We start from the raw sequence: 23,755 nt of genomic DNA on the forward strand, positions 1-23,755 counted from the left end.
ATTGGAATGCATTCCCTGGAGCGAAGCTTGCTTGCGAAGAGGCCCTTACCGGCACCCCATTACCCTCAGGCGATCACAATCGCGCTACTGGACAAACTGTCCAGCCCGACACCCACCAGGGTCACCGAATCACTGCCAAACGTCAGCAGCGTATCCTGCCCCACCGCCGTGGCATGGGCGCGGAAGTCGTCGTTTGGCGCAACACCCTGAACCCCGAGGAACACCAGTTTGTCGTTGGCCTGGTAGCCCACCACCCGGTCCTGGCCAAACGCGCCGCTGAACAGGAAAGTATCAATCCCGCCGCCCGACTCGATCAGGTCATTACCCGCCCCGCCGACAAACACATCGTTGCCGGCGCTGCCGATCAAGTGGTCATTGCCGTCCAGGCCAAACAACCAGTCGCCCGTTGCATGGGCCTTGAGGGTGTCGGTGCCGGTGGTGCCCTTCACGCTCGAGGCGTACTGGGTCAGGTTGCTGCCGACGGTGAGGCCATTGGCGGTGACGCTGTGGGTCACGTCATCCTTGAACAGGCCCCAGAGCAACCCCGGCTCCTTGGTGACGATGCTACCGATGTCGCGGGTGATGCTGATGCCGCCATTGGCGTCGCGCACGTACAGGTTGCCGACACCGTCATTGGCGAAGACGAAATTCTTCAGCGACTGCTGCAGGTCCAGCACGTTGCTGCCCTTGCCGCCCAACAGGATGTTGTAGCCACCACTGTCGCGGAAGGTGTCGTTACCGTCGCGGCCTTCGATGTAGTCGTTGCCCTTGCCGCCCTGGATCAGGTCATTGCCGTCGCTGCCGATGATGAAGGTGCTGCCTTTGTGGGTTTCGGCGTTGCGGTTCAAGTCCTGGACCCAGGTGTTGGCTCGCGCCGGGTCCGAGAGGTTGGCGACGATGATCGTCGAGTCCTTGCTGGTCAGGTCGTAGAACTTGGACTCCAGCACCCGGGTCATGCCGTCGCCGTAACCGGTGGGCAAGTGTGAAATCCAGGTGGCGATGTTGGTGATGGAATACGGCAACACATTCCACGCCGTCGAGGCGTAATGGTCGTTGAAGCTGACGATGTTATCGGTCGCTGAATCCTTGGGAGCATCGTGCACGCCCACCGAAGCCAGGTTGAACGACGAGCCGTCGAGGGCGCGGAACACCGGGTCATTTTCATAACCGATGTTCAGCACTTTGTCGCTGCTGCTTTGGGTCGGTGAGGCGTAGGCGATGTAGTTGGAATCCTGATAGAACCCGGACCATTTTTCGCTGCTCAAGTCCGCCAGGCTGTTGACCGCCAACCCGCCGAGGCTGTGGCCGCTGACCAGCACGTCCTTGCCCGCAAGGCCATTGGCCTGGGCAAACGCCGCGACTTTGCCGAGCAAATTGCCGAAGGCTTCGCCCGCGTAGTTTTTCGCGTAATCCTTGGGGCCGAGCGCCGCCAGCAGATCGTTGATCACATCACCGATGGAATCGCCGATCTGGATTTCCCTTGGGCCGCTGGTGCCACGAAAGGCAATGCCGATTTCCGTGAGATGACCCTGGGCGTCGTACTTGCCGAGGATCTCCACTTGCGCACTGGTGTAACCGGCCTTCTCGCCGAAGAAGGTTCCGCGAGCGTCGGTCTTGCCGTCATAGCCCAGTTGCGTGGCCGTGATCGGGGTCCAGCCGGCCTTTTGCACGGCGTCGAGCGCGGCCTTTTCCGAATCGGGGTTCCAGGGAATGCCGGGAATCACGCCCTGGGAGTCGGTGCCGCCGATCAGCGCGGTCACGAGGGTGGCCGGCAAGCCCAGGCCGAAACCGTTTTGCTGGTAACCGGTGGCGAAACCGTTGTCGAGGTTGTGATAGGAATACAGCATGATCGCCATGGCGTCGCTGAACAACGCCTTGGAGTCTGCTGCGCCGAAGTTCTTGTAGTCATACACACCCATTGCTATTGCCTCTCTCTTTGTTGGAATTGTCAGAGATAGCTCACAGCCAGGACGCCTCGATCACGAGGCGCCCCGGAGCCTCTAGTGCATGCCGCCTTTACGCAAACGTAATTCCCGAAGCCGACAGGTTATCCAGTCCCACCCCCACCAGCGTCACGGCGTAATCGCCAATCTTCAGCACCGTGTCGTTGCCGGCCTGTGAAGCGTGCTGGGTGTAGTCATAGCCCTGCCCCGCGCCCTGGACGCCCATAAACACCAGTTTGTCGCTGCCCTGGTAGCCATTGATCGCGTCGAAACCGAAGGCGCCGCTGAACAAAAAGGTGTTGCCGCCTCCCGAGGCATGCATCACGTCATTGCCCGTGCCGCCGACGAACGTCACATGGCTTTTATCGCTGCGCAGCAGGTCGTCGCCGGCATTGCCGAACAGCCAGTCACCGTCGACGCTGGCCACCAGCGTGTTGCTGAAGGCATCGCCGTTGAGCGAATGGTTGTAGTGGGTCAGTTCTGTACCATTGAGCAAGCCATTGGCGGTGACGTTGTAGGTCACCTCCTTGCTGCCCCACCACGAACCCGACTCCTTGCTCACCAGCGCGCCGATGTCGCGGGTCATGCTGATGCCGCCGTAGGCGTCGCGCACATACAGGGTGCCGTCGCCGTCATTGGCAAAGCTGAAGTTCTGCAACGGCTTCTGCAACTCGAAGGTGTTGCTACCCTTGCCGCCCAGCAGCAGGTTGTAGCCGCCGTCATCGCGGAACCTGTCGTTACCGTCTCGACCTTCGATGAAGTCATTGCCGGCGCCGCCCTTGAGCCAGTCATTACTGTCGGTGCCGATGATGAACGTGCTGCCGGTGTGGGGCTCGCCGCTGCGGCCCAGGTCCTCGACCCAGGTAGTGCCTCGGGACGACTCCGACAGGTTGGACACGATCAGTGTCGAATCCTTGTCGGTGAGGTCGTAGAAGCGCGAGTCGATCACCCGGTTCAAACCGTCGGCATAGCCCAACGAGCCGTGGGCCGACCAGTTCAGCGGGTTGAGGATGCTGAACGGCACCAGGTTCTGCGCGGTGGACGCGTACTGGTCATTGAAGTTGACGATGTTGTTGGTCGCCGAATCCTGATGACCGTCGTGCTTGCCCAGCGAGCCACTGCTGAAAGTGGTGCCGTCGAGCACGCGAAACACCGGGTCGTTCTCGTAACCGATGTTCAGCACGTTGTTGCCGGTGGCGCTTTGGGTCGGCGAGGCAAAGGCGATGTAGTTGGCGTCCTTGAAGAAACCACCCCAGTTGTTGCCGCTCAACTCCGCCAGGCTGTTGACCCCCAGCCCACCGAGACTGTGCCCGCTGACCAGCACGTCCTTGGCGCTCAGGCCGTGGGCGATGGCAAACGCGGCGACGCTTTTGAGCAAGGTATCGAAGGCGTTTTTCGCGTAGTTGCTCGCGTAATCCGCCGGTCCGACCGCGGCCAGCAGGTTGTTTTTCATGTCGCCGAAGGTGTCGCTGTAGCCCAGGCCGCCGGTGCCACGGAAAGCAATGCCGAGGCCGATCAGCTGCCCTGCCCCGTCGTATTTACCGAGGATTTCGGCTTCGGCGCTGGTGAAACCGTCCTTCTCGCCATAGAAGGTGCCTTGAGGCCCCACCTTGCCCTGATAGCCCAGGGCTGCAGCGCCAATCGGCGCCCAAGCGGTCGCTGGCAGTGGCTGGCCGGTGGGCGTGTACGCGTAGAGCGTCAGCGCGATCGCGTCGGAGTACAACGCCTTGCCGGCCGCACTGCCGGCATTTTTGTAATCAAACAGTCCCATGTTGTGGCTTCCTTTGCGTCAAATCAGAACTGCCAGTCCAGGGTCAGGCCCACACCGTGGTCTTTTTCCCGGGAGCCGAGCAGCCCGTTGTAATCCAGGTTCAAACGGGTATCGCGGCCCAGCGCCAGTCCGGCACGGGCGCCGACCACCGCGGCATCGCGGTCCATCGACACGCTTTGCACGCTGAACGCGGTGTTGCCGTTGACGAAGGCCAGGTGGTCTTCGGAACGGGTGCTGCTCAGGTTGTGCTGCCAGCCGAGCGTGCCGGACAGTTCCAACTGATGCTGGTCGGACAGCGCAATGGCTTTGCTCGCCCGCAGGCCGAGGGTCGAGAGCACCGCATCGCGGTTGTTTTCACCGCCCTTGAGTGCGGCGGCATCACCTTTTTCGCTGAAGCTGTCGCTGTTCAAATGCACGTAGGCCAGGTTGGCGAACGGCTCCAGTGCCAGCGGTTGCAGGTCCAGGCGATAGGCTGCTTCGGTGAACAGTTGCGCGGTGGTCGCATCGCGTTTGGATTTCTGCTTGCCGCTGACGTCACCGAATTGCAGGTCGCGTTTGACGTCGATGCGATGCCAGCTGTAAGCGCCGCCGACACTCAGGCGCAGCGCGTCGATCTCATGGCCCAGGTAGGCGCCCAAGTGATAGCTGTCGACGGAAGCTGAAGAGTGCGTGCCATCGCCCATGCTCAATGAGCTGTCGCTGTAACCAGTGACGAAACCCAAGCGCGTATCTTCAGTGATCAAGCCATCGACACCGGCCAGCAACCCGCCAATGGAGCTGTTAGAACTGGCGTTGTCATGCCCGCCATCGCTCTTGCCCCAGGCGCCGAGCACTTTGAGCCAGGCATTGCTGCGGTCATCGGTCGGTGCGCCGGCGTCGAACAGATCATGCTCGCGCAAACGTTCGCCGACGGCATCGCGCAGGTAGTGGCTGTCGTTGATCAGCAGCGTGCCGATCGCCGGATGAATCTCGCCAGACAGCTGCTGGAACGCCTGTTGCGCGACAGCGGCGGTCGGCGACAGCAGCAGGGTTTCGTACAGCGGATTGCCTGCGCCCAGTTGCTCGGCGGCAGCGGCCACGGCGCGTTGGTTCGGGGTTTGGCCAACGCTGGTGAAGGACGTCGCATTACGCTCGACGGCCAGTTGAATGCCGTTGGCCGCGTAGTCGAGGGTGCCACCGATAAACAGGTAATCCGGCAGCACTGCTCCGAAGCGCCCTTCGATTCCGCCGGCCGCTTGCAGGATGTTGTACTGATTGCCGAGCAGGGTTTTCGCCTCGCCGGTGGTCAGCAGCGTCGGGCTGTTTTCCAGCGACAGGCTGACCGTTGCGCCGTCAATGATCGCCTTGCCGCCGGCGATGATCCGGTCGCTGCTGGTGGGCGACAGTTCTACGGCGTAGGTCGAACCAGGTTCGAAGGTCACGTCGCCCGCCACCTGCAAGGTGCCGATGGAATTGCCGGGGGCTACAGTACCGCCGCTTTTCGCGGTCAGTGCCGCGATGCTGCCGTTACCGCCAAGGATGCCGCTGTTGTTGACGGTGACGGCCGACAGCAGCGAACCGTTGATCGCCAATCGGCCCTGATTGACCAGGGTCGGGCCGGTGTAGGTGTTGGCGCCGGTCAGCACCAGCGTGCCGATGCCCTGCTTGGTCAGGCCGCCATGGCCGGAAATGTCGTTACGCCAATAGTCGAGCCCGCAATGCACGTCATTGCACACACGCTCGGTGGGTTTGCCAGCATCGATGATCGCGCCGATACCCGGCAAGTCCGCGACAAACTGGCTGGAGCCGTAGGCGCCGTTGATGCGGAACTCCTCGGGAATGTCCTGCTCGGTGACGAACATCGCCGGGCCATCGATGCCTTTGCGCAGGTTGATCATGCCCCAGCCGTACAGTGCGTCGACGCCGGGTGCGCCGAGGTCGGTGGCGGTGGTGCGCAGCACGCTGGCAACTTGCGCGCCGGTCATGTACGGGAAGCGTTCCATCAACACTGCCACCGAGCCGGCAACGTGCGGCGCCGCCATCGAGGTGCCGTTGTAGTTGGCGTAGCCGGTGGTCAGGTTATCGGCATTGGTGCCACTGATGATCGAGCTATAGATGCGGCTGCCCGGTGCCGACACGCAGAAACTCGCGGTGTAGCCGCAGCGCGACGAGAAGGTGCTGATGGTGTAGAGGTCGGGGCTGTTGATGTCCGGGTTCTTCTGCAACGCGGCGACGGTCATCCAGTTCGGCGCGATCTGGGGGACGAAGTAACCGAGGCCGGCGATGGCGTCCGGGTTGTTGAGGTTGTAATCGTTGCCGGCGGCGAAGATCGTGACGATGCCGCTGCGGGCCGCCGCAATGGCGCCGTCGTAGGCACCGCCGGGTTTGGTCCCGAGCAAGGTCTGGATTTCGTTGAATTGCAGTTGCGCGTCCTGCACGGTGAAGTGCGGGTACGCCGGGTCCCGGCCGCCGAGATCGAAGCGGTCGGTGATGCCGATGCCCCAGCTGTTGTTGATGATCCGCGCGCCGCTGGCGATCAGGGCGTCCCAACCGGCCTTGTACACCGCGCCGTCGTTGCCACGGATGATGCCGTCTTCCGGGCCTGGGTCGCCGTTGTCAGCGCTGATGATTTGCGCGCCAAAGGCGACGCCGTGCATCGGTCCGCCATCGCGACTGCCCGCGGCGATCCCGCCAACGTGGGTGCCGTGGGCGCCGAGTTTGCCGTTGGAACCTACTGAAGGCGAACCGTCATAGAGAAAGGCGTCCCCGGCTTTGACCGGAATGTATGGGTCGGTGTACTCGCGGATGCCGCTGGTGACCAGGGTTATTACCTTGTTGGCCCCGGAAAACTCCGGGTGCAAGGCGTAGACCGGCTGGTCGAAGATCCCCAGTTTCACCCCTTTGCCGGTGTAACCGGCCGCATAGGCCTCCTGAGCGTTGATCGCCCCCAGCCCCCAGTCGGCGTTGAACTCCGCGCTGCGCCAACTGTTCGGGTCACCGACCCTGCCGTTTTCCACGTAGGGTGCCGCGTGTGCGGTGCCCAGGGTTGCCAGTGCACAGAGCAAGGCAAGTTTGTTGTACTTGTTATCCATCAAGCTACCGTCCTTAGTTGTGTTGCAAAGATCCTTGGGCCTTCAAAGGCGTGTCTTGTCCTGCTACTAAAACTGCCAATTGAGACTCAGCCCTACTCCATGGCTCTTCTCGCGGCTGGCCAGTTGGCCGGTGTAATCGAGGTTCAACCGAATATCCCGACTCAAGACCAGGCTGGCATGGGCGCCCACCAGCGCCGCATCACGAACCAGCGGCGAGCTCTGCACCGCGAACGGTGCGCCACCGCTGGCAAACACCAGGTGTTCTTCGGAATCGGTGTTGCTCAGGTTGTGCTGCCAACCGAGGCTGCCGCTCAGGTCCAGCTGTGAAGTAGCGCGGGTCGGGGTTGGGACCGAACAGGAAACTGTCGTTCTTGTTGGTGTTGCCGACGTAGATTTGTGCGTTGTACGCCACGCCGTGCATGCCGCTGCCATCCCGGGAAGCGCCCATGGTGCCGATGACGTGGGTGCCGTGGGAGTCGTTGTTGGCGTTAAGCGTGCCGTCGACGTTGAACGCCGAGCCATCGACATAGCTGCCGCTGGCCGTCACGGCGTGATAACGGTCGGCGGCGAATTCGGGATGGCTGGAATCGAAACCGGAATCCAGCGCGCCGATTTTCACGCCTTTGCCGGTGATGTCGGCGGCATAGGCTTGATCGGCCTGCATCCGCCCCAGGCCCCAATCGCGCTGGAACTCCGCCGAACGCCAACTGGCCGGGTCACCGAGGGTGCCGGTTTCCAGGTACTGCGCCAGGGCCGAACCCGGCGCTGATGAAATCAAGAGCAGCAGCGTGCCGACCGACATCGGCTTGATCTGTACGTCCATGTGCATGAAATCTCGCTTTCTTGGCGTTTTTTGAGTTCTAGGCCCCGGTCCCAGGGGCGAGGTGTTGCTGTGATTCTGTGGCGAGGGAGCTTGCTCCCGTTCGGTTGCGCAGCAACCGCCATTGGGTCTGCTTCGCAGCCCAGCGGGAGCAAGCTCCCTCGCCACACTGTTTTCTAACGGCTACTGTGCCCTCGCGCCCTGGCCGAACGCCTCATCCACCTTGGCCAAGTCCTGTTCGTTCAAGGTGCCGGCGTAGTAATGCAACTTGGTCCAGGCCATCAGATAGTCGTAGCGTGCCTGCGCCAGATCCCGGCGGGTGGTAAATAGTTGTTGTTCGGCATTCAATGCGTCGAGGTTGACCCGTTCACCACCCAGAATGCTTTGTTTGGTCGAGACCACCAGCGCTTCGGCCGAGGTCAGGGCCTTCTGATAAGCGCGCAGCTTGTTGACCCCCGACAGGCAGGCGCTGAACTGGCGGCGCAGCTGGATCAAGGTTTCCCGGGTCTTGCCGTCCAGCTCGTACTCAGCCTGTTCCATGTTGCGGCTGGCCTGCCGGGTCGAGGCCGAGACGCCGCCACCGGCGTACAGCGGCACATTGACTTCAATACCGATGGTGTTGGTGTCGTAGCGCTGGTTGTAGGTGTTGCCGCTTTCCGATTCGTTCTGGCGCATCGAGGCGTAGGCGCTGACTTTCGGCAGGTGCCCGGCGCGGTTGCGTTCGACTTCATAGCGCGCCACTTCCACCGCCTGGCGCTGGGAAGCCAGGTTCGGGTTATTGGCCACCGCCATCTCGTGCCAGGTGTCGTAGTTGGCCGGTTGCAGGGTGAAGGTCTGGAAGTTCTGATCCAACGGCGTCAGGTCGCCAATGTCGATGGCGGCTACACCCACCAGGGCGCCCAGTTCCCGCAGAGCCGCATCCTGTTCGTCCCGCGCCTCGATTTCCTCGGCGGTCGCCAGCTCGTAACGTGACTCGGCTTCGAGGATGTCGGTGCGCGTGCCTTCCCCTTGGCGGAACATCTGCTCGTTCTGCTGGAACTGCTCCTCGAAGGCTTTTTTCTTCGCGCGCGCGATGTCGATCTGGTCCTGGGCGAACAGCGCCTTGGTGTAATTCTCCAGCACGCGAACCAGCAGTTCCTGGCTCTTGCCACGGAAGTTTTCATCGGCGAACAGCGATTGCGCCACGCCTTTGCGATACGCAGCGTAAGCCTCGTAATCGAGCAACGGCTGTTGCAGGGTCAGGGTCGAGCCGTAACTGCTGTAGTTGCGATCTTCACTCTGGCTGTTACCGCGGGCATTCAGATTGGTGGCCTTGGAGGAGTTACGCCCCTTGTTGTAGTTGTAACCCAGCCTCGGCAACAGCCCGGCGCGGCCGATGTCGCGGTTTTCGAGGCCGGCATCGCGCTCCTTGATGGCACCGAGGAACACCGGATCATTGCGTAACGCTTGCTCGTAGATGTCGAACGGCCCCATGGCCATTGCGCTGTTGCACGTCAGCAACGCCAGGGTCGCTGCGAGCAGGGAAAGCTTATTCATACAACCGAACATCCTTATTCCTCGGTCAACGCGGAGCCTGCCCGGTCGAGCAGCGGTTTGAACAGATAGTTGAGGAGTGAACGCTCACCGGTGCGCACGAACATTTCTGCCGGCATGCCAGGCTTGATCACCAGGCCGTTGAGTTTTTCCATCGCCTGATCGCTGACGCTGCTGCGCAGCACGTAATACGGCGCACCGGTTTTCTCATCGACCATTTGGTCGGCGGAGATCAGGCTGACTTCGCCCGGCACTCGCGGGGTGCGGCTCTGGTTGAACGCGGTGAACAGAATGTCCACCGGCAAGTGCGTGCCGACCTTGTCGATCAAGTTGATCGGCAAATGCCCTTCCACTTCCAGGCTGGTGCCTTGCGGGACAATCTCCAGCAGGTTTTCGCCCTGGCGTACTACCGCGCCTTCGGTATGAACCCCAAGGTTGACCGCAATGCCATCGGCGGTGGCGACGATTTCGCTGTGTTGCAGGTCGAAGCCGGCGGAAGTCAGCTGCTCTTCCAGGGTCACGCTTTTGAGCTGCGCGTCGGCCAGTTGGCTGCGGACTTCCTTCTGGTATTCCTCACTGTGCTGTTGCAGCTTCAGTCGGGACTCGAGGATGCCCTGCTCCACCCGACCGCTTTCGCCGGTGTTCTCTGCCAGTTGTTGCTGCACTTGCGACAGCTGACGCTGGTATTCCATCAAGCGGTTGCGCGGGATGTAACCGTTGTCTGCCAAGGGCTGCAGATTGCTCAACTGTTGTTGCAGGGAACTGGCCTGGGCCGTCAGGTCAGTGCGCGCGCGGCGCATGCCGGCCAGTTGCGCGCTGGCGCCTTCGATGTTCGCGCGCAAAGCGCCTTGCTCACGGGAAAACGCTTCGCGGCGGCTGCTGAACAATTGCCGTTGGCCTTCAAGCACCAGCGCCAGGCGCGGATCGGGATCGTTGCTCAGTTCAGCGGGGAAATTCACCTGCTTGAGGTTGTCCCGTTCACTCTGCCAGCGCGCCAGGCTGGCCCACGCCATGCGGTATTGCGCTTGCAGCGATTGCACGTCGGCCGCGACCTGAGTCTGGTCGAGGCGGAACAGCGGCTGGCCTTGTTTCACCACTTGGCCTTCACGCACCAGAATCTGGCTGATCACGCCATTGCTCATCGATTGCACGGCCTTGCGCTTGCCCGAGACCACCACGGTGCCCTGCACCGGGATGCCTTGATCGAGTGGCGCGAGGCTCGCCCAAGTGAAAAAACTGCCGGCGCCGACAATCGCCAGAATCCAACCCATGCGGGCGAAGAAACGGGCATCGCGCTCAGGGCGTTCGGCAATGTAATCGTGTTCCATCGTCGCTTCGCTGTCGTTGTTCATGCGTGTGCTGCTCATACACCCGAATTCCTGGTCGTGGGCTGATACTGCCGGCTCATGCTGAGCCCGCCCGGTGCCTGCGCGGCTTTTTCACGTGATTGTTCCTGGGTAGCCGACGGGTTGCCGGCAAGCGCCTTGAGCACGTCCTGGCTTGGGCCGAAGGCTTGCAAGCGACCTTCGTTGAGCACCAGCAACTTGTCGGCCTGGGCCAGGGCCGAAGAACGATGGGTGACCAGAATCACGCTGGTGCCCCGGGCCTTCATGTGTGCGATGGCGCCGGCCAGTGCCGCTTCGCCGACGGTATCGAGGTTGGAGTTCGGTTCATCCAGTACCACCAGGCTCGGATGACCGTACAACGCACGAGCCAGGGCCACCCGTTGCTTCTGGCCACCGGATAAACCGCTGCCGTCTTCGCCGAGCACGGTGTCGTAGCCCTGGGGCATGCGCAGAATCAATTCATGGACGCCAGCCTGTTGCGCGGCTTCGACGACTTTTTGCGGGTCTGCCTCACGGAATCGGGCGATGTTTTCGGCGATGCTGCCACTGAACAATTCGATGTCCTGGGGCAGATAGCCGATGTAAGGGCCGAGGTCGTCGCGGTTCCAGCGATGAATGTCCGCGCCGTCGAGGCGCACCGTGCCTCCCAGCGTCGGCCAGACGCCGACCAGCACCCGTGCCAGAGTCGATTTACCGGAGCCGGAAGCCCCGAGCACGCCCAGCACTTCGCCGGCGCCGAGGTTGAAATTGACCATGTGCAAGGTCGCTGCCCGCTGCCCCGGCGGGCCGGCGCTGACTTGCTCAAACGTGATCTGGCCTTTCGGTGCCGGCAGCGCCATGGCCTCGTCACTCGCAGGAAAGGCTTGCAGCAAGGCGTCGAGGCGGCGGTACGCGAGTTTGGCGCCGCTCCACTGTTTCCACACGGCAATCAACTGATCGATGGGGCTCAGCACCCGGCCCATCAAAATGGAGCCGGCGATCATCATCCCGGCGGTCATGTCGCCCTTGATCACCAGCAAGGCGCCCAACCCCAAGACCAGGGATTGCAGGCACAGGCGCAGGGTTTTGCTCAAGGAACTGATGACCGCGCCGGTATCGCTGGCCTGATTCTGCAGGCCGAGAAAACGCGAGTGCACCCCGAACCAGCGCTTGCGCAATGCACCAAGCATGCCCATGGCTTGAATGGTTTCGGCGTTATGCAGATGACTGGTGGCCAGTTGGCTGGATTTCTGGGAAAACCCTGCCGCTTCGCCCAAAGGCTTTTTGGTCATGGCCTCGTTGAGGCAGGCCAGCCCGATCAGCAGCACCGCCCCTGCGGTGGCCAATACGCCGAGCCAGACGTTAAACAGGAAAATCACAAACAGATAGACCGGAAACCATGGCGCATCGAAGAAGGCAAACAGCGCCGGACCGGTGACAAACTGGCGAATATGGGTCAAGTCGCCCAGGGATTGCCCGGCGTTGCCCTCACCCTTGAACAGGTTGCGCTCGAAAGCAGCCTGATACACCCGCAGGTTGAAACGGCGTTCCAGTTGGCTGCCGATACGGATGACGATGAAACTGCGCACAGTCTCCAGCAACCCGATGAAGGCGAAGAACCCGACCACCATCAGCGACAACATCGCCAGTGTGGTTTCGTTTTGCGACGACAGCACCCGGTCATAAACCTGGAGCATATAAATCGACGGGACCAACATCAGAACGTTGATCAATGCGGTAAAGCAGCCGACGCTGATCAAGATGCTCTTATAGTCGCCCAGTGCCTTGAATAACGGTGCGGTGGCCGGGCTCTTCGCCATCTTCATTGGTTTTTCCTGAGGTATTAAGCCTCGCCTCACTTGGCAAGGTTCCAATTAACTGTCCGCACGCGGGTCGAGACATTCTCTTGCCGGTTATCGCTGACAGATTAATAACAACTCTTTTTAAACTTTAAAGAGTCCCGGTTATTGATCTGCTGCTTATAACTGCAATAACGGTCTTTATATTCAGCACTGCTATCGGTCCGACGCTTTTCGCTTATTGCGCTGCGCGCTTAAGCGTAATAATCAGCCCCGACTTCAAGGTGCTTTTATAAAGCCCCTCATGCTGTCGGCTGAAAAACACAATTCTTGAGCCTTCTTCCCCGGTCACGGCAATGCCGTCCGGCTCCGGGAACCAGCCCATCGCCGATTTGTTCAGCCAGGCACTGAAGCAATCGGCCCCCTCACCCAGGGTCTGGTCCGATTTAAGCTCTATCGTGCAGACATTCGACGGTTTGTCCTGCAGCGCCTGGGACTCGGGCGAGTCTTGCGCGGTATTCAAAATGGCTTGCCATTTGCCGGCGAGCTCCGACGGGTCGGCTAATTTCAGACTGCTTGCCATGGCTACTTCTCCAAGAAACATCATTAGCGTCGCTAACAGCCACGCGGTTGTTTTGCAGGTAAAAGCGTTCTGGGTCATAGGGCGTTTTGCTCTGGATCGGGGCAGAGAACGACGCGTAAAGCGCCGCCCTCCTTTATGCCTTGAATCAGGCCACGATGTCCGAGAACGCCGCCTGGCCAACGGTGCTGACCAGGAAATCAGCCACGCCGTGCCCGGAGAAGTCCACCGACAACAGGCTGTTGCCGCCCGAAGTGGTCAACACTGCATCGCCTGCCGCACCGGTGAACGAGTTCACGAAATGCAGGCCCGCGCCTTTGGTGATGCCGGTCAGGTCGATCTTGTCCAGGCCGCTGACAAAATCGAGGATCTGGTCGACCGCGCCTGGCCTGGAATCGCTGCTGGCCGCGAACACGAAGGTGTCCGAACCCGAGCCGCCCCACAGTTTGTCTGCACCGCCCGCGCCGAAGAGGATGTCGTTGCCGGCACCGCCCTTCAGTTCGTTGGACACACTGTTACCGATCAACAGGTCGCTACCCGAGCCGCCAATCGCGTTCTCGATCGTGACGCCTTTGGCGATGGACACGTTGCCCACCAGGCCGCCAACGTCGGAGAACGAGGCTTCATTGAGGTTGATCTTCTGGTTCTGGCTAAAGCCGGAGAAATCCAGGGTGTCCTTGCCGCCCGCATCCCACACCGAAAACACGACTTTGTCCGACGAGGAAGATGCGCTCAAGAAGTCGCGACCGGCGTTGGAGTTGAAGCCGTAGGTGGTGTCACCGGTACGGGTGGTGGTGTTGGCACCGTAGAGCTTCTGGATGGCCGCGATATCGTCCATCAGCGGGCCGGAAGAATACGCTTCCACACCGCCCTTGCTGAAGTTCTGATCGGTATTGCTTTCACTCCAGTAACTCATGACGCTATAACCGCGGGTGTCTTGCCCGTAACTCGCGTCATTGTAGGTCGGTGCACCTTCACCGGCGTTGTAATCGCCAGGGTGGGCCAGCCCCAGGGTATGACCGATTTCGTGGGTCAGGGTCTGACGGCCGTAGTTGTTCAGGTCCGGCGTCTTGTTCGGCGTATAGCTGCTGTTGGTCAGGTACCACGAAGTACCGTCATAACCGGCGCCCGTGCCAGGCAGATAAGCGAATGCCGCTGCGCCATCCTGACCACCGCTGTAGTTGCCGAAGGTCATGTGACCGTCACCACCGGAGGACTTCTCGGTGAAGGTGACGTTGGCCACGTCGGCCCAGGATTGCATGGCGAGCACGGCCTGGGCTTTCTGTTGCGTATTGAACTGGCTGAACCCGGTAATGCCGTGCTTGTTCATGGTGCTCGACGAGGCCGAGGTCAGGAACGTGTAGGTAAGTTCGATTTTGCCACTGCCGTCCTTGTCCTGGTAAGCAGCGCCGTCACGCAGCAGCTGGGTAGCGGCCTGGTCGACGGAGAAGGAGGGTTTGCCATTGACCGTGAGATTGCCACCCCGATCATACTGATGGCTGAAACTATCGATCTGGTTGTAGGCAGAACTGGCGGCAGCCAATGGTGCAAAGGCCTGTTCGGCAAGATCAATAGCGTTGTCTTTTACTTTCGACATAAACACACTTCCTTGTTTAGCAATGGAACAGTTTTTGTCCGATACGACAATCTCTGGCGAGATCGTCCTATCACTCGCCCAATGAAGGCGTATGAAAACTGACACAATTCGAAATCAAACGTCTACATTTTTTTTGACGTCAAATTGAACTGTTTCGCAGAACTCCAGCAAACATTGCTTGTGCTGTCGAAAGATTGTTCTTAGTACAGGGTTTCAGCCGGATTGTCAGACAATTTCATATTTAAATATTAAATATTGGTAAGTTGTTTTTTTGTTGATTGGCTCTCTTTTTTTGGACTTCTTAGTATCAGTGCCAGTGTATTGATATCAATCAAATTAAACGTCCAGTTAGTTGCCGCAGTGGACAACGACAGGGCTCCGACGACCCGTTAATCCCGGCACCGCCCTCAGACCATGCTCGTGATTGCGGCCTGCTAGACTGATTACGCTCTGGCTTGCCAGGCCACCGCATCCGAACGGCCAAAGTCCCTGTCTCCTGATCTGGAGGTATCCCATGAGCAACAGTACCGAACTCACAACTTTTACCGGCTGGGCCGCAACATCGGCAGGCGCGCCGCTGGAGCGCTATAGCTACGACCCCGGTCCATTGGGCGCCGAGGAGGTGGAAGTCGCCGTGGAGTATTGCGGCGTCTGTCACTCCGACCAGTCGATGATCGATAACGAATGGGGCCTGAGCCACTACCCGTTTATCCCAGGCCACGAAGTAGTCGGCAGTATCGTGCGAGTGGGCGCACAGGTACGCGGTCTCGAAGTGGGGCAACGGGTGGGCATCGGTTGGTACAAGGGCAGTTGCATGCATTGCTCCTCGTGTATCGAAGGCTCCCACCAGCTATGCAACACAGTCCAACCCACCATCGTCGGCAGCAACGGCGGCTTCGCCGATCGCCTGCGTTCGCACTGGGCCTGGGCGCTTGCGATACCGGACGGACTTGACCCGGCCATGGCCGGACCGCTGTTCTGCGCAGGCTCGACGGTGTTCAACCCGCTCGTGGAATTCGACGTCAAGCCCACTGACCGGGTCGGTGTCGTGGGAATCGGCGGCCTCGGTCATCTGGCACTACGCTTCCTTAACGCATGGGGTTGCGAAGTCACGGCCTTTACCTCGTCGCTGAACAAGCAGGACGAAGCCAGGCGCCTGGGGGCACACAACGTGCTCGCCTCTACCGACAGTAACGCGCTGAAATCCATTGCCGGCACCCTGGATTTTCTCTTGGTCACCGCCAACGCCGACCTCGACTGGCCGGCCATGCTCGGCACGCTGCGCGGCAAGGGTCGCCTGCACTTTGTCGGCGTCGTGCCTGGCGCTATTCCAGTGCACGTATTCAACCTCCTGCCCCAACAAAAGAGTGTGTCCGCCTCGCCGGTTGGCTCGCCCAGTAACACAGCAACCATGCTTGAGTTCTGCGCCCGGCATCAGATCTTGCCGCAGGTCGAACACTTTCCCATGAGCCGGATCAACGACGCCATTGATCATCTACGCAGTGGCAAGGCGCGTTACCGCGTCGTGCTGGACGCCAGCAAATGACAGACTGGCGCGTCGGGTAATACCGCACGCGCCTTTTGCCATCGCTACGTAAGGCGATCCTGGAAGCAAGCGATGTTGACCTGGTCACTTCTGGGTGCCCCAGTTGCCCCCGGACACCTGTTCGTTTCCAAAAGAGGTACCAACCCTATGAAGGACACGACTGCTGCGCAGCCGAACGCAGCCTTCGGCAGCTGCTACGGGTCCGCGCACGCCACGGCTTTTGTAGCAGCTGGCGCAGCCTGCGTTCGGCTGCGCAGCAGTCGTAAATAATCACAGCCAACACGCATCCCACAGCGGATAATCATGAACACGTATCACCAGTCCCGCCCGAACAGGATTGGCAACGACATATCGGGCAAGACCTTTCACGTCCTCCTCTTTCCGAACCGCTCTATCGTGATAGCCCTTCTGCCACAAACGTCCGCTTCGCCCTAGCGCCTGATTAACGGCTAGACTGCTTCGGGATTTGATTCGGCACATCAGCTCGGCCAGTGTTTTATCCCGAAGTTCTACCAAACAGTGCATATGATCTGGCATCACCACCCACGTCAAAAACTCTGCCCAATGCTCCTCCTGAGCCTGATGTAATTGTTGGGCAACCAGCCTACCTAAGCGCCAATCGGTAAAAATTGGCTGCCGATCGTGAACCACAGCTGTTAACAAGTAGATGCGCCCAGGCTCCGAGTACCGCCCAATGCGTAGATGACCAGCTTTCGAACAGACAGGCATTCCATTGCCTCCTACTGACTGAAAGAGGCATGGAATCTAACCCATTGCAGTCAACCCAACCGTCGCCATTGGCTACAAAAGATGACCGATCAGCTACCGGTCCTGATCTTGTTCCACACCCGCGTCCGCACCCGGTCAATGTTCAACGGCATCGCCTCAAGGGCAAACAATTTGCCCATCATTTCCGGGCTCGGATACACCTTGGTGTCGTTCTTGATCGCCGGATCGATCAGGTGGTCGGCCTGTTCGTTGCCGTTGGCGTAGTGCACGTAGTTGCTGATGCCGGCCATGACGTCGGGACGCAGCAGGTAGTTCATGAACGCGTAACCGGCTTTCTCGTCCGGGGCGTCGGCGGGCATGGCGACCATGTCGAACCAGATGGCCGCGCCTTCCTTGGGAATCGAATAGCCGATGTCCACACCATTCCCGGCTTCCTTGGCGCGGTTTTCCGCCTGGAGAATGTCGCCAGAGAAGCCGACGGCCACGCAGATATCGCCGTTGGCCAGGTCGCTGGTGTATTTGGACGAGTGGAAATAGCTGACATAGGGCCGGACTTTCATCAGCAGCGCTTCGGCCTTTTTATAGTCTTCGGGGTTCTTGCTGTGATGCGGCAGCCCCAGGTAATTCAACGCCGCCGGCAACAGTTCGGGCCCGTTGTCGAGGATCGCAACGCCGCACTTTTGCAGTTTTGTCATGTTCTCGGGTTTGAAGATCAGGTCCCAGGAATCCACCGGCGCGTTGTCGCCCAGCACCGCCTTGACCTTGGCCACGTTGTAGCCGATGCCGGTGCTGCCCCACAAATACGGGAAGCCATGCTCGTTGCCCGGGTCGTTGGCTTGTAACGTTTTGAGCAACACCGGGTTGAGGTTTTTCCAGTTCGGCAGCTGGCTCTTGTCGAGTTTTTTCAGGGCCCCGCCCTCAATCTGTCGGGCCATGAAGTGGTTGGACGGGAATACCACGTCATACCCGGATGTGCCGGTCATCAACTTGCCATCCAGGGTTTCGTTGCTGTCGAAGACGTCGTAACTGAAGGCGATACCGGTTTCTTTCTGGAAGTTTTTTGTGGTGTCCGGGGCGATGTAGTCCGACCAGTTATAGATTTTCACGGTCTCGGCGGCCTGACTGAGGGTCGCGACGAGCGCAAGTGGAGCAAGCGTCAGTGTTTTTCGGATCATGGGTCGATTCCTGTATGGGTTGTTTTCTTTTTATTGGAGAACTGGCAGGCAATCAGAGATCAAAAAATCAAAACGTAGGTCTTGCGCACGGTTTCCTGGATGTCCCAGATGCCGAGGCTGTTGGCTGGCAACATCAGTGCATCGCCGTTCAGCGCATGAAACCTTCCATGAACCCCGCGACCCGGCCGGCCAGTTTGCGACGCCAGGGCGCGGTGGACGGATTGGCCAGGGTCTGGTCTTCGTGAACGAAGCTGCGGATGATTGCGTTGTAGCCCAGCCAGCGGCAGGGCTCCGGCTCCCAGGCCTTGAGCGCGTCGAGACCGCCCTGAGCAATCACCCACGGCTGGCGCACCAGTTCGGTATCGCGCTGAAGAATCAGATCGGCCAGCGTCCGCCCGCCGAGGTTGCTGGCACCCACGCCTTCCCCGCCATAACCGCCCGACAAGGCGATGCCGCTGGCCTGATCGCAGAGCATGTGCGGCTTGAAGCGCCGGGACATCCCCAGGTTGCCGCCCCAGGCGTGGGTGATTCGCACGTTCTTGAGCTGTGGGAAGAGTTCACCGAACAGGTAGCGTCGCAACTGCACTTCGCTGGCGCTCAGCTCGAAGTCATGGCGCAACTTGCCGGCAAACTGATAGCCGCCACGGGCGCCAAACACCAGACGGTTGTCGGCCGTGCGCTGGCCGTAGGTGACCTGGCGGCTGCTTTCGCTGAACGCCTGACCATGGCTGAGACCGATGTCGTCCCAGGTCGCGGCGGACAGCGGTTCGGTCGCCACCAGTAAACTCTGCACGGGCAATTGATAACGACCCAGCGGCGGCAACGTGACTGCGTAACCTTCTACCGCCGGCACGATCCAGCGGCTGCGAACCTGCGCGCGGGCGGTACGCAAACTGCCCGACTGCCACTGGGTGACCGGGCTGTTTTCATAAATTTTGACCCCCATGCGCTCCACCGTCCGTGCCAGACCTCGCACCAACTTTGCCGGGTGAATGGTCGCCACGTGCGGTGCATAGATACCGCCATAAGGTTTGGCAATTCTGATCTGTTGCGCCAATTGCTCGGTGTTGAGCCAGCGGTAGTCGGCCTCGGTCAGCCCTTGGCGGTAGAGCGCGTCCAGATAATCACGCAGGCTGGCTTCCTGCTCCGGGTAACGCGCCGCACAGTAAAGCGCCCCGCCCTTGCGGTAATCGCAGTCAATGCCTTCTCGTTCGAGGACGATCTCTACTTCATCAGGGATGCTGTGCAACAGATCGAAAGAGGCGCGACGTTGTTCCGCCGGTAGTCCGGCGAGCAAACGGTCTTCACCCAGCAGATTGCCCATCAACCAGCCGCCGTTACGGCCCGACGCACCAAACCCCGCGGTTTGGGCTTCGACGATGGCGATGTTCAGTCCCGGCGCCAGGCGTTTGAGGTAGTACGCCGTCCAGAGCCCGGTGTACCCGGCGCCAATGATGGCCACGTCGACGTCCAGGTCCAGGTCCTGTTCCAGCGCCGGGCGCGCCAGCATCGGCTCGTCGAGTTGATCCATCCACAAACTGATCGTTCGCCACGCTGCCATGCAAGACTCCGCCACTCAATACTTCGATGGCGTCGATCCTAGTGCGTGGGCTCAGGGGCCGTCTTGCGCGCGTGCACGCAAAGAAATTTGTTTGGCGTAAGCCTTGGGCGACAGACCGGTGTGCTGGCGGAAACAGCTGTAAAACGCCGACAGCGAATTGAAGCCTGCGGCAAAGGCCAGCTCATCGATACGCAGTGGTGGAGTGGCACTGTCCAGTGCCGCGAGCAAATGCTGCAACCGCGCCTGATTGACGTAACGGTAGAAGCTTTGGCCGAGCACCTGGTTCAACAGGTAGGAAATCTGATTGCGGCTGTAACCGCACTCCTTCGCCACCCGTTGCAGGTCGAGTTCGGGATCCAGATACGGCTGCTGCCCCTGGAAATACTGCTGCAAGTCTTCGGCCATGAAACTCAGCTGTCGCGGTGACAACCCGAGCCGACTGACCGCCGGGCGCAGGTTGCGGGCGGCTTTGCCGGATGTTTGTTCATGTACAAGGGTGGCGTATTCATTGACCCGCCAGATCAGCCCGTCACGCACGGTGATCGCCTCGCTGGTCCGAAACGACACCAGCCCTTCACCGCCGCGAAGGGTGATGCGGTATTGAATGAACGCCGTGTTGCCATCCAGTCGAATACGGTCCGAGTGCTCCAGCGCCTCATCCGGATCACGGGGCATGCTGTCGCGCACGTAGTCGCGCAACGCGTCCAGCCCCATCACGCGGTTCTGGAAAAAGTCGTTGTACTGAATGTCCGGGTGATAAAGCGCCATCACACCATCCAGATCGCGGTGCTTCCAGCGCAGGTGGTAACGCATGACCGTGTCGCCCGTGGCCTGGGTTTGCGACGGACCATCATCATCGGCGTGCATAGAGGACTCGACGAGAAAAAATCGAGCTTGCCGAAGTTCTGTCCGGGCTTCAATGACCAATGGGATGCCCGGCAATGCTGGCCCTTGGCCGAGATGCCCGTATCTGATGACCTGCATCAAAAAAAACTGAACCAATCGCTGAACGGTCTGAAAAAATCCACATGATTTTCACATCCGGGTGCTACTTTTAAAGACAGTCACCGGTTGAGCCATTGAAGGCTCTTCCCTCCTAACATGAGCTAAAGGAAGCGCTCGATGAAGAAGGTGGGCAACACATGAATCAAGGTTCATTCAGCAAGGTCACTTTTCCAAATGCCTGCCAGCTGATGCGCTGGCATTTTCATCCCATGGGTTTCGAAGCGACCATGGATGCACCGGGCAGCATGGTTGCTCGCCTGTTCGACCGAGCCAGCGGCGAAACCATGATCGCCATTGCCGGCATTCCTTGTGCAACGGTCATGAACGCCGCCGATGTAGAGCGGATTATCGAAGCGGTCGAGGATGAGCTGGAAGCGTTCATTCCTCCGCAGACGCTCAGGAGTTATGCCTGACAGCCAACACCCGACAAAAAGCCCGCTTATCGATTTAGCGGGCTTTTTGTAGCAGCTGCCGAGCCCGATCGGCTTGTAGCAGCTGTCGAGCCTGCGAGGCTGCGTTCGGCGGCGAAGCCGTCGTAAAATCAGAACTCACGGTGTATCAGGCAGACTATGTCAACCGGATTCACGACGGCTTCGCCGCCGAACGCTGCCTCGCGCTGCTCGACAGCTGCTACAAGGAATGCGTCGCCGCAACTTGCATCAGGGCCTGGGCCAAATCGGCGCGTAGGTCTTCGACATCCTCCACCCCCACAGACAAACGCACCAGCGCATCGCTGATACCTAGCTGTGCGCGGGTTTCTGCGGGAATGGTGGCGTGAGTCATGATCGCCGGGTGCTCGATCAGGCTTTCCACCCCGCCCAGGCTCTCGGCCAAGGCAAAGATCCGCACACTCTCGAGAAAACGTCTGGCGCCCGTCAGGTCGCTGTTCAGCTCGACGGAAATCATACCGCCGAACCCGCGCATCTGCCGCCGCGCCAATTCGTGCTGCGGGTGCGATGGCAGGCCCGGATAATACACGCGTGCCACTTGCGGCTGACGTTCCAGCCATTGCGCCAACTCCAGCGCGTTGCTGCAATGACGTTCCATGCGCAGCGCCAGGGTCTTCACCCCGCGCAAGGTGAGGAACGCGTCGAACGGCCCGGCGATCGCCCCCACTGCGTTCTGCAGAAAGCCCAGGCGCTCGGCCAGTTCTGCATTCTGCCCGACCACTGCGATGCCGCCGATCACGTCGGAATGACCGTTGAGGTACTTGGTCGTCGAGTGCAGCACGATATCAAAGCCCAATTCCAGAGGACGCTGGATCCACGGGCTGGCGAAGGTGTTGTCCGCCACGCAGATGATGCCGCGCTCGCGACAGATGCGTGCGACGGCGGCGAGGTCAGTGAGGCTGAGCAAAGGATTGCTCGGCGTCTCGACCCAGACCATCCGCGTGTCATGCTGCAGCGCCGCTTCGAAGGCCGTCAGGTTCGTCAGATCGACGAAGCTGAAGCGATGCCCCGCGCTGCGCCGGCGCACCCGTTCGAACAGACGGAAAGTCCCGCCGTACAAATCATTGCCAGAAACGATGTGCGCACCCGCGTCGAGCAATTCGAGCACAGTGGCGATCGCCGCCAGCCCGGAGGCGAAAGCGAACGCCTGGGTGCCGCCCTCAAGGTCCGCCACGCAACGCTCCAGGGCAAAGCGCGTCGGGTTGTGCGAACGCCCGTAATCGAAGCCCTTGTGCACACCGGGGCTCTGCTGCGCATAGGTGGAGTTGGCGTAAATCGGCGGCATCAGCGCCCCGGTGGTCGGGTCCGGCGTCTGTCCGGCATGGATCACACGGGTGGCAAAGCCCCGTGGCGCGGTGCTTTCATCGTGCTGACTCATGCCAGTGATCTCCGCAAGTGATTGAGCATGTCGACGCGGGTAATCAGGCCGTGGAAGCCCGAGGTGTCGGCGATGATCGCCACCAGCCCACGGTCGAGCACCGCCTCCAGTTCAGCAAGACTGGCGCCGGGAGGCAGGGTTTCGAGTTTGTCGGTCATCGCGCTGGTCACGGTCATGCGAAAGTGCGTGGCGTCTTCATGCACGCCAAACAGAATATCGGACTCGTCGATGACCCCGACCAGCCGCTGCCCGTCCACCAGCACCGGCAGTTGCGACACATCCGCCAGGCGCATGCGCTGGAAGGCGGTGAGCAAGGTGTCGTCCGGGCCGACGCTGACCACCCGGCCATCCTCGAAACGCCGCGCGATCAGGTCACGCAAATCGCCGTAGCGTTTGCGCGCAAGCAGGCCCTGATCGTTCATCCACTGGTCGTTGTAGATCTTCGACAGATAACGGGTGCCGGTGTCGCAAACGAAACTGACCACCCGCTTCGGCTCGGTCTGCTCGCGGCAGTAACGCAATGCCGCCGCCAGCAAGGTGCCAGTCGAAGAGCCGCCGAGAATGCCTTCGGCGCGCAGCAGTTGGCGGGCATGATCGAAGCTTTCCTCGTCGCTGATCGAATAGGCCTTGTGCACGCTGGAAAGGTCGGCAATCGACGGAATGAAATCCTCGCCGATGCCCTCCACCGCCCAGGAACCGGGCGTACCGAGGGTGCCGCTGCGGCTGTATTCGGCCATCACCGAGCCGACCGGATCGGCCAGCACCATTTCCAGATTCGGTTGTACGCGCTGAAAGAAACGAGTCAGCCCGGTCAGCGTGCCAGCCGAACCGACACCGACCACGATGGCATCCACATCATGCTGAGTCTGCGCCCAGATCTCCGGCGCGGTGCTGCACTCGTGGGCCAGCGGGTTGGCCGGGTTGTTGAACTGATCGGCGAAGAAGGCGTCGGGAATGTCCTTGGCCAGCCGCGCAGCGACGTCCTGGTAATAATCGGGATGGCCCTTGCCGACGTCGGAGCGGGTGATATGCACCTCGGCGCCCATCGCTTTGAGGTGAAGGACTTTCTCGGTGGACATCTTGTCCGGCACCACCAGTACCACCCGATAGCCCTTGGCGCGACCGACCAGGGCCAGCCCCAGGCCAGTGTTGCCGGCCGTGGCCTCGACGATGGTACCGCCGGGGCGCAGGCGACCGTCGCGCTCGGCGGCGTCGATCATCGCCAGGCCGATGCGATCCTTGATCGAACCACCGGGGTTCTGCGATTCAAGCTTGAGGAACAGTGTGCATGGGCCGGTATCGAAGCGGCTGATACGCACCAGCGGCGTATTGCCAATCAGTTCGAGCACGGCGGGACGGGAGTTGTTCGGCATGTCGTCACCTCGCTACGGGTATCCGCACTGGATGGACAGCGACCTGAAGCGAGTCGAGCGCCTCGTCGCAGTCAAAGCCTCGCTTGGACCATAGGCCGGG

The 23,755-nt window shown here is 60.5% G+C and carries 17 protein-coding genes and 2 pseudogenes; 2 read left to right on the plus strand and 17 right to left on the minus strand.

The annotated features are described in order from the left end of the window. Positions 1–65 precede the first annotated feature (65 nt). The 10 genes and pseudogenes from F475_RS05690 to F475_RS05735 all read right to left on the minus strand — a co-directional run bounded on the left by F475_RS05690 (position 66) and on the right by F475_RS05735 (position 14,439). Positions 66–1,919, minus strand: coding sequence for a polyurethanase (locus F475_RS05690; RefSeq protein ID WP_111453376.1), 1,854 nt, complete (start codon positions 1,917–1,919; stop codon positions 66–68). A 97-nt stretch (positions 1,920–2,016) separates the two neighbouring features. After that, complete coding sequence (locus F475_RS05695; protein WP_111453377.1) at positions 2,017–3,714, minus strand: polyurethanase; 1,698 nt, start codon at positions 3,712–3,714, stop codon at positions 2,017–2,019. A 23-nt stretch (positions 3,715–3,737) separates the two neighbouring features. Continuing rightward, on the minus strand, positions 3,738–6,785 hold the full coding sequence (locus F475_RS05700; RefSeq protein WP_111453378.1) for an autotransporter serine protease: 3,048 nt from the start codon (positions 6,783–6,785) through the stop codon (positions 3,738–3,740). Between the two features lie 66 nt (positions 6,786–6,851). After that, complete coding sequence (locus F475_RS30405; RefSeq protein WP_146602932.1) at positions 6,852–7,217, minus strand: autotransporter domain-containing protein; 366 nt, start codon at positions 7,215–7,217, stop codon at positions 6,852–6,854. Beyond that, positions 7,105–7,608, minus strand: a pseudogene (locus F475_RS05710) (S8 family serine peptidase); the annotation flags it as partial. The pseudogene F475_RS05710 and the gene F475_RS30405, both read right to left, overlap by 113 nt. 180 nt (positions 7,609–7,788) lie before the next feature. Then, the gene (locus F475_RS05715; protein WP_064618012.1) at positions 7,789–9,153 is read right to left on the minus strand and encodes a TolC family outer membrane protein; all 1,365 of its coding nucleotides are present in this window, start codon (positions 9,151–9,153) and stop codon (positions 7,789–7,791) included. A 2-nt stretch (positions 9,154–9,155) separates the two neighbouring features. Next, entirely contained in the window at positions 9,156–10,505 is a 1,350-nt protein-coding gene (locus tag F475_RS05720; RefSeq protein ID WP_111453380.1) for an HlyD family type I secretion periplasmic adaptor subunit, read from the minus strand. After that, a complete protein-coding gene (locus tag F475_RS05725) occupies positions 10,502–12,289 on the minus strand; it encodes a type I secretion system permease/ATPase (RefSeq protein ID WP_064618015.1) in 1,788 nt (595 codons plus the stop codon). The genes F475_RS05720 and F475_RS05725 overlap by 4 nt, the downstream gene beginning before the upstream one ends. Positions 12,290–12,500: 211 nt before the next feature. Next, positions 12,501–12,923 (minus strand): AprI/Inh family metalloprotease inhibitor, encoded by a 423-nt coding sequence (locus F475_RS05730; RefSeq protein WP_111453381.1) that lies wholly within the window; start codon positions 12,921–12,923, stop codon positions 12,501–12,503. A gap of 67 nt (positions 12,924–12,990) precedes the next feature. Continuing rightward, positions 12,991–14,439, minus strand: coding sequence for a serralysin family metalloprotease (locus F475_RS05735; protein ID WP_111453382.1), 1,449 nt, complete (start codon positions 14,437–14,439; stop codon positions 12,991–12,993). A 514-nt stretch (positions 14,440–14,953) separates the two neighbouring features. Between F475_RS05735 and F475_RS05740 the strand changes: the two genes are divergently transcribed. After that, positions 14,954–15,985, plus strand: a complete 1,032-nt coding sequence (locus F475_RS05740) for an NAD(P)-dependent alcohol dehydrogenase (protein ID WP_111453383.1) — start codon at positions 14,954–14,956, stop codon at positions 15,983–15,985. Positions 15,986–16,255: 270 nt separating this feature from the next. On the opposite strand, the gene F475_RS05745 is transcribed toward F475_RS05740, so the two are convergent. The 5 genes and pseudogenes from F475_RS05745 to F475_RS05765 all read right to left on the minus strand — a co-directional run bounded on the left by F475_RS05745 (position 16,256) and on the right by F475_RS05765 (position 20,317). Further along, entirely contained in the window at positions 16,256–16,714 is a 459-nt protein-coding gene (locus F475_RS05745) for a transposase (RefSeq protein ID WP_105341744.1), read from the minus strand. Positions 16,715–16,803: 89 nt separating this feature from the next. Next, on the minus strand, positions 16,804–17,889 hold the full coding sequence (locus F475_RS05750) for a polyamine ABC transporter substrate-binding protein (RefSeq protein ID WP_111453384.1): 1,086 nt from the start codon (positions 17,887–17,889) through the stop codon (positions 16,804–16,806). Positions 17,890–17,948: 59 nt separating this feature from the next. Continuing rightward, positions 17,949–18,035 (minus strand): annotated as a pseudogene (locus F475_RS05755) (cupin domain-containing protein); the annotation flags it as partial. 2 nt (positions 18,036–18,037) lie between these two features. Then, positions 18,038–19,450 (minus strand): FAD-binding oxidoreductase, encoded by a 1,413-nt coding sequence (locus tag F475_RS05760; protein WP_111453385.1) that lies wholly within the window; start codon positions 19,448–19,450, stop codon positions 18,038–18,040. Between the two features lie 51 nt (positions 19,451–19,501). Then, a complete protein-coding gene (locus F475_RS05765) occupies positions 19,502–20,317 on the minus strand; it encodes an AraC family transcriptional regulator (RefSeq protein WP_086944249.1) in 816 nt (271 codons plus the stop codon). A 275-nt stretch (positions 20,318–20,592) separates the two neighbouring features. Here F475_RS05765 and F475_RS05770 point away from each other — a divergent pair, with 275 nt between their 5' ends. Continuing rightward, positions 20,593–20,868, plus strand: a complete 276-nt coding sequence (locus tag F475_RS05770) for a DUF1652 domain-containing protein (protein ID WP_018926009.1) — start codon at positions 20,593–20,595, stop codon at positions 20,866–20,868. A 217-nt stretch (positions 20,869–21,085) separates the two neighbouring features. On the opposite strand, the gene F475_RS05775 is transcribed toward F475_RS05770, so the two are convergent. Both F475_RS05775 and F475_RS05780 read right to left on the minus strand, forming a co-directional pair. Further along, positions 21,086–22,282: a cystathionine gamma-synthase gene (locus F475_RS05775; RefSeq protein ID WP_111453386.1), complete on the minus strand. Its 1,197-nt coding sequence runs from the start codon at positions 22,280–22,282 to the stop codon at positions 21,086–21,088. Continuing rightward, the gene (locus F475_RS05780) at positions 22,279–23,655 is read right to left on the minus strand and encodes a cystathionine beta-synthase (protein WP_111453387.1); all 1,377 of its coding nucleotides are present in this window, start codon (positions 23,653–23,655) and stop codon (positions 22,279–22,281) included. The genes F475_RS05775 and F475_RS05780 overlap by 4 nt, the downstream gene beginning before the upstream one ends. Between the last annotated feature and the right edge of the window lie 100 nt (positions 23,656–23,755).

The sequence above is a fragment of the Pseudomonas sp. URMO17WK12:I6 genome (assembly GCF_003253625.1).
GTDB lineage: Bacteria > Pseudomonadota > Gammaproteobacteria > Pseudomonadales > Pseudomonadaceae > Aquipseudomonas.

Bases quoted from the DNA above. Each gene is read 5' to 3' on its own strand.
- F475_RS05750 (WP_111453384.1), bottom strand. From the start codon at position 17,889: ATGATCCGAAAAACACTGACGCTTGCTCCACTTGCGCTCGTCGCGACC.
- F475_RS30405 (WP_146602932.1), bottom strand. From the start codon at position 7,217: ATGGCAGCGGCATGCACGGCGTGGCGTACAACGCACAAATCTACGTCG.
- F475_RS05715 (WP_064618012.1), bottom strand. From the start codon at position 9,153: ATGTTCGGTTGTATGAATAAGCTTTCCCTGCTCGCAGCGACCCTGGCG.
- F475_RS05775 (WP_111453386.1), bottom strand. From the start codon at position 22,282: ATGAGTCAGCACGATGAAAGCACCGCGCCACGGGGCTTTGCCACCCGT.
- F475_RS05695 (WP_111453377.1), bottom strand. From the start codon at position 3,714: ATGGGACTGTTTGATTACAAAAATGCCGGCAGTGCGGCCGGCAAGGCG.
- F475_RS05700 (WP_111453378.1), bottom strand. From the start codon at position 6,785: ATGGATAACAAGTACAACAAACTTGCCTTGCTCTGTGCACTGGCAACC.
- F475_RS05770 (WP_018926009.1), top strand. From the start codon at position 20,593: ATGAATCAAGGTTCATTCAGCAAGGTCACTTTTCCAAATGCCTGCCAG.
- F475_RS05735 (WP_111453382.1), bottom strand. From the start codon at position 14,439: ATGTCGAAAGTAAAAGACAACGCTATTGATCTTGCCGAACAGGCCTTT.
- F475_RS05780 (WP_111453387.1), bottom strand. From the start codon at position 23,655: ATGCCGAACAACTCCCGTCCCGCCGTGCTCGAACTGATTGGCAATACG.
- F475_RS05725 (WP_064618015.1), bottom strand. From the start codon at position 12,289: ATGAAGATGGCGAAGAGCCCGGCCACCGCACCGTTATTCAAGGCACTG.
- F475_RS05765 (WP_086944249.1), bottom strand. From the start codon at position 20,317: ATGCACGCCGATGATGATGGTCCGTCGCAAACCCAGGCCACGGGCGAC.
- F475_RS05745 (WP_105341744.1), bottom strand. From the start codon at position 16,714: ATGCCTGTCTGTTCGAAAGCTGGTCATCTACGCATTGGGCGGTACTCG.
- F475_RS05740 (WP_111453383.1), top strand. From the start codon at position 14,954: ATGAGCAACAGTACCGAACTCACAACTTTTACCGGCTGGGCCGCAACA.
- F475_RS05760 (WP_111453385.1), bottom strand. From the start codon at position 19,450: ATGGCAGCGTGGCGAACGATCAGTTTGTGGATGGATCAACTCGACGAG.
- F475_RS05690 (WP_111453376.1), bottom strand. From the start codon at position 1,919: ATGGGTGTGTATGACTACAAGAACTTCGGCGCAGCAGACTCCAAGGCG.
- F475_RS05730 (WP_111453381.1), bottom strand. From the start codon at position 12,923: ATGACCCAGAACGCTTTTACCTGCAAAACAACCGCGTGGCTGTTAGCG.
- F475_RS05720 (WP_111453380.1), bottom strand. From the start codon at position 10,505: ATGAGCAGCACACGCATGAACAACGACAGCGAAGCGACGATGGAACAC.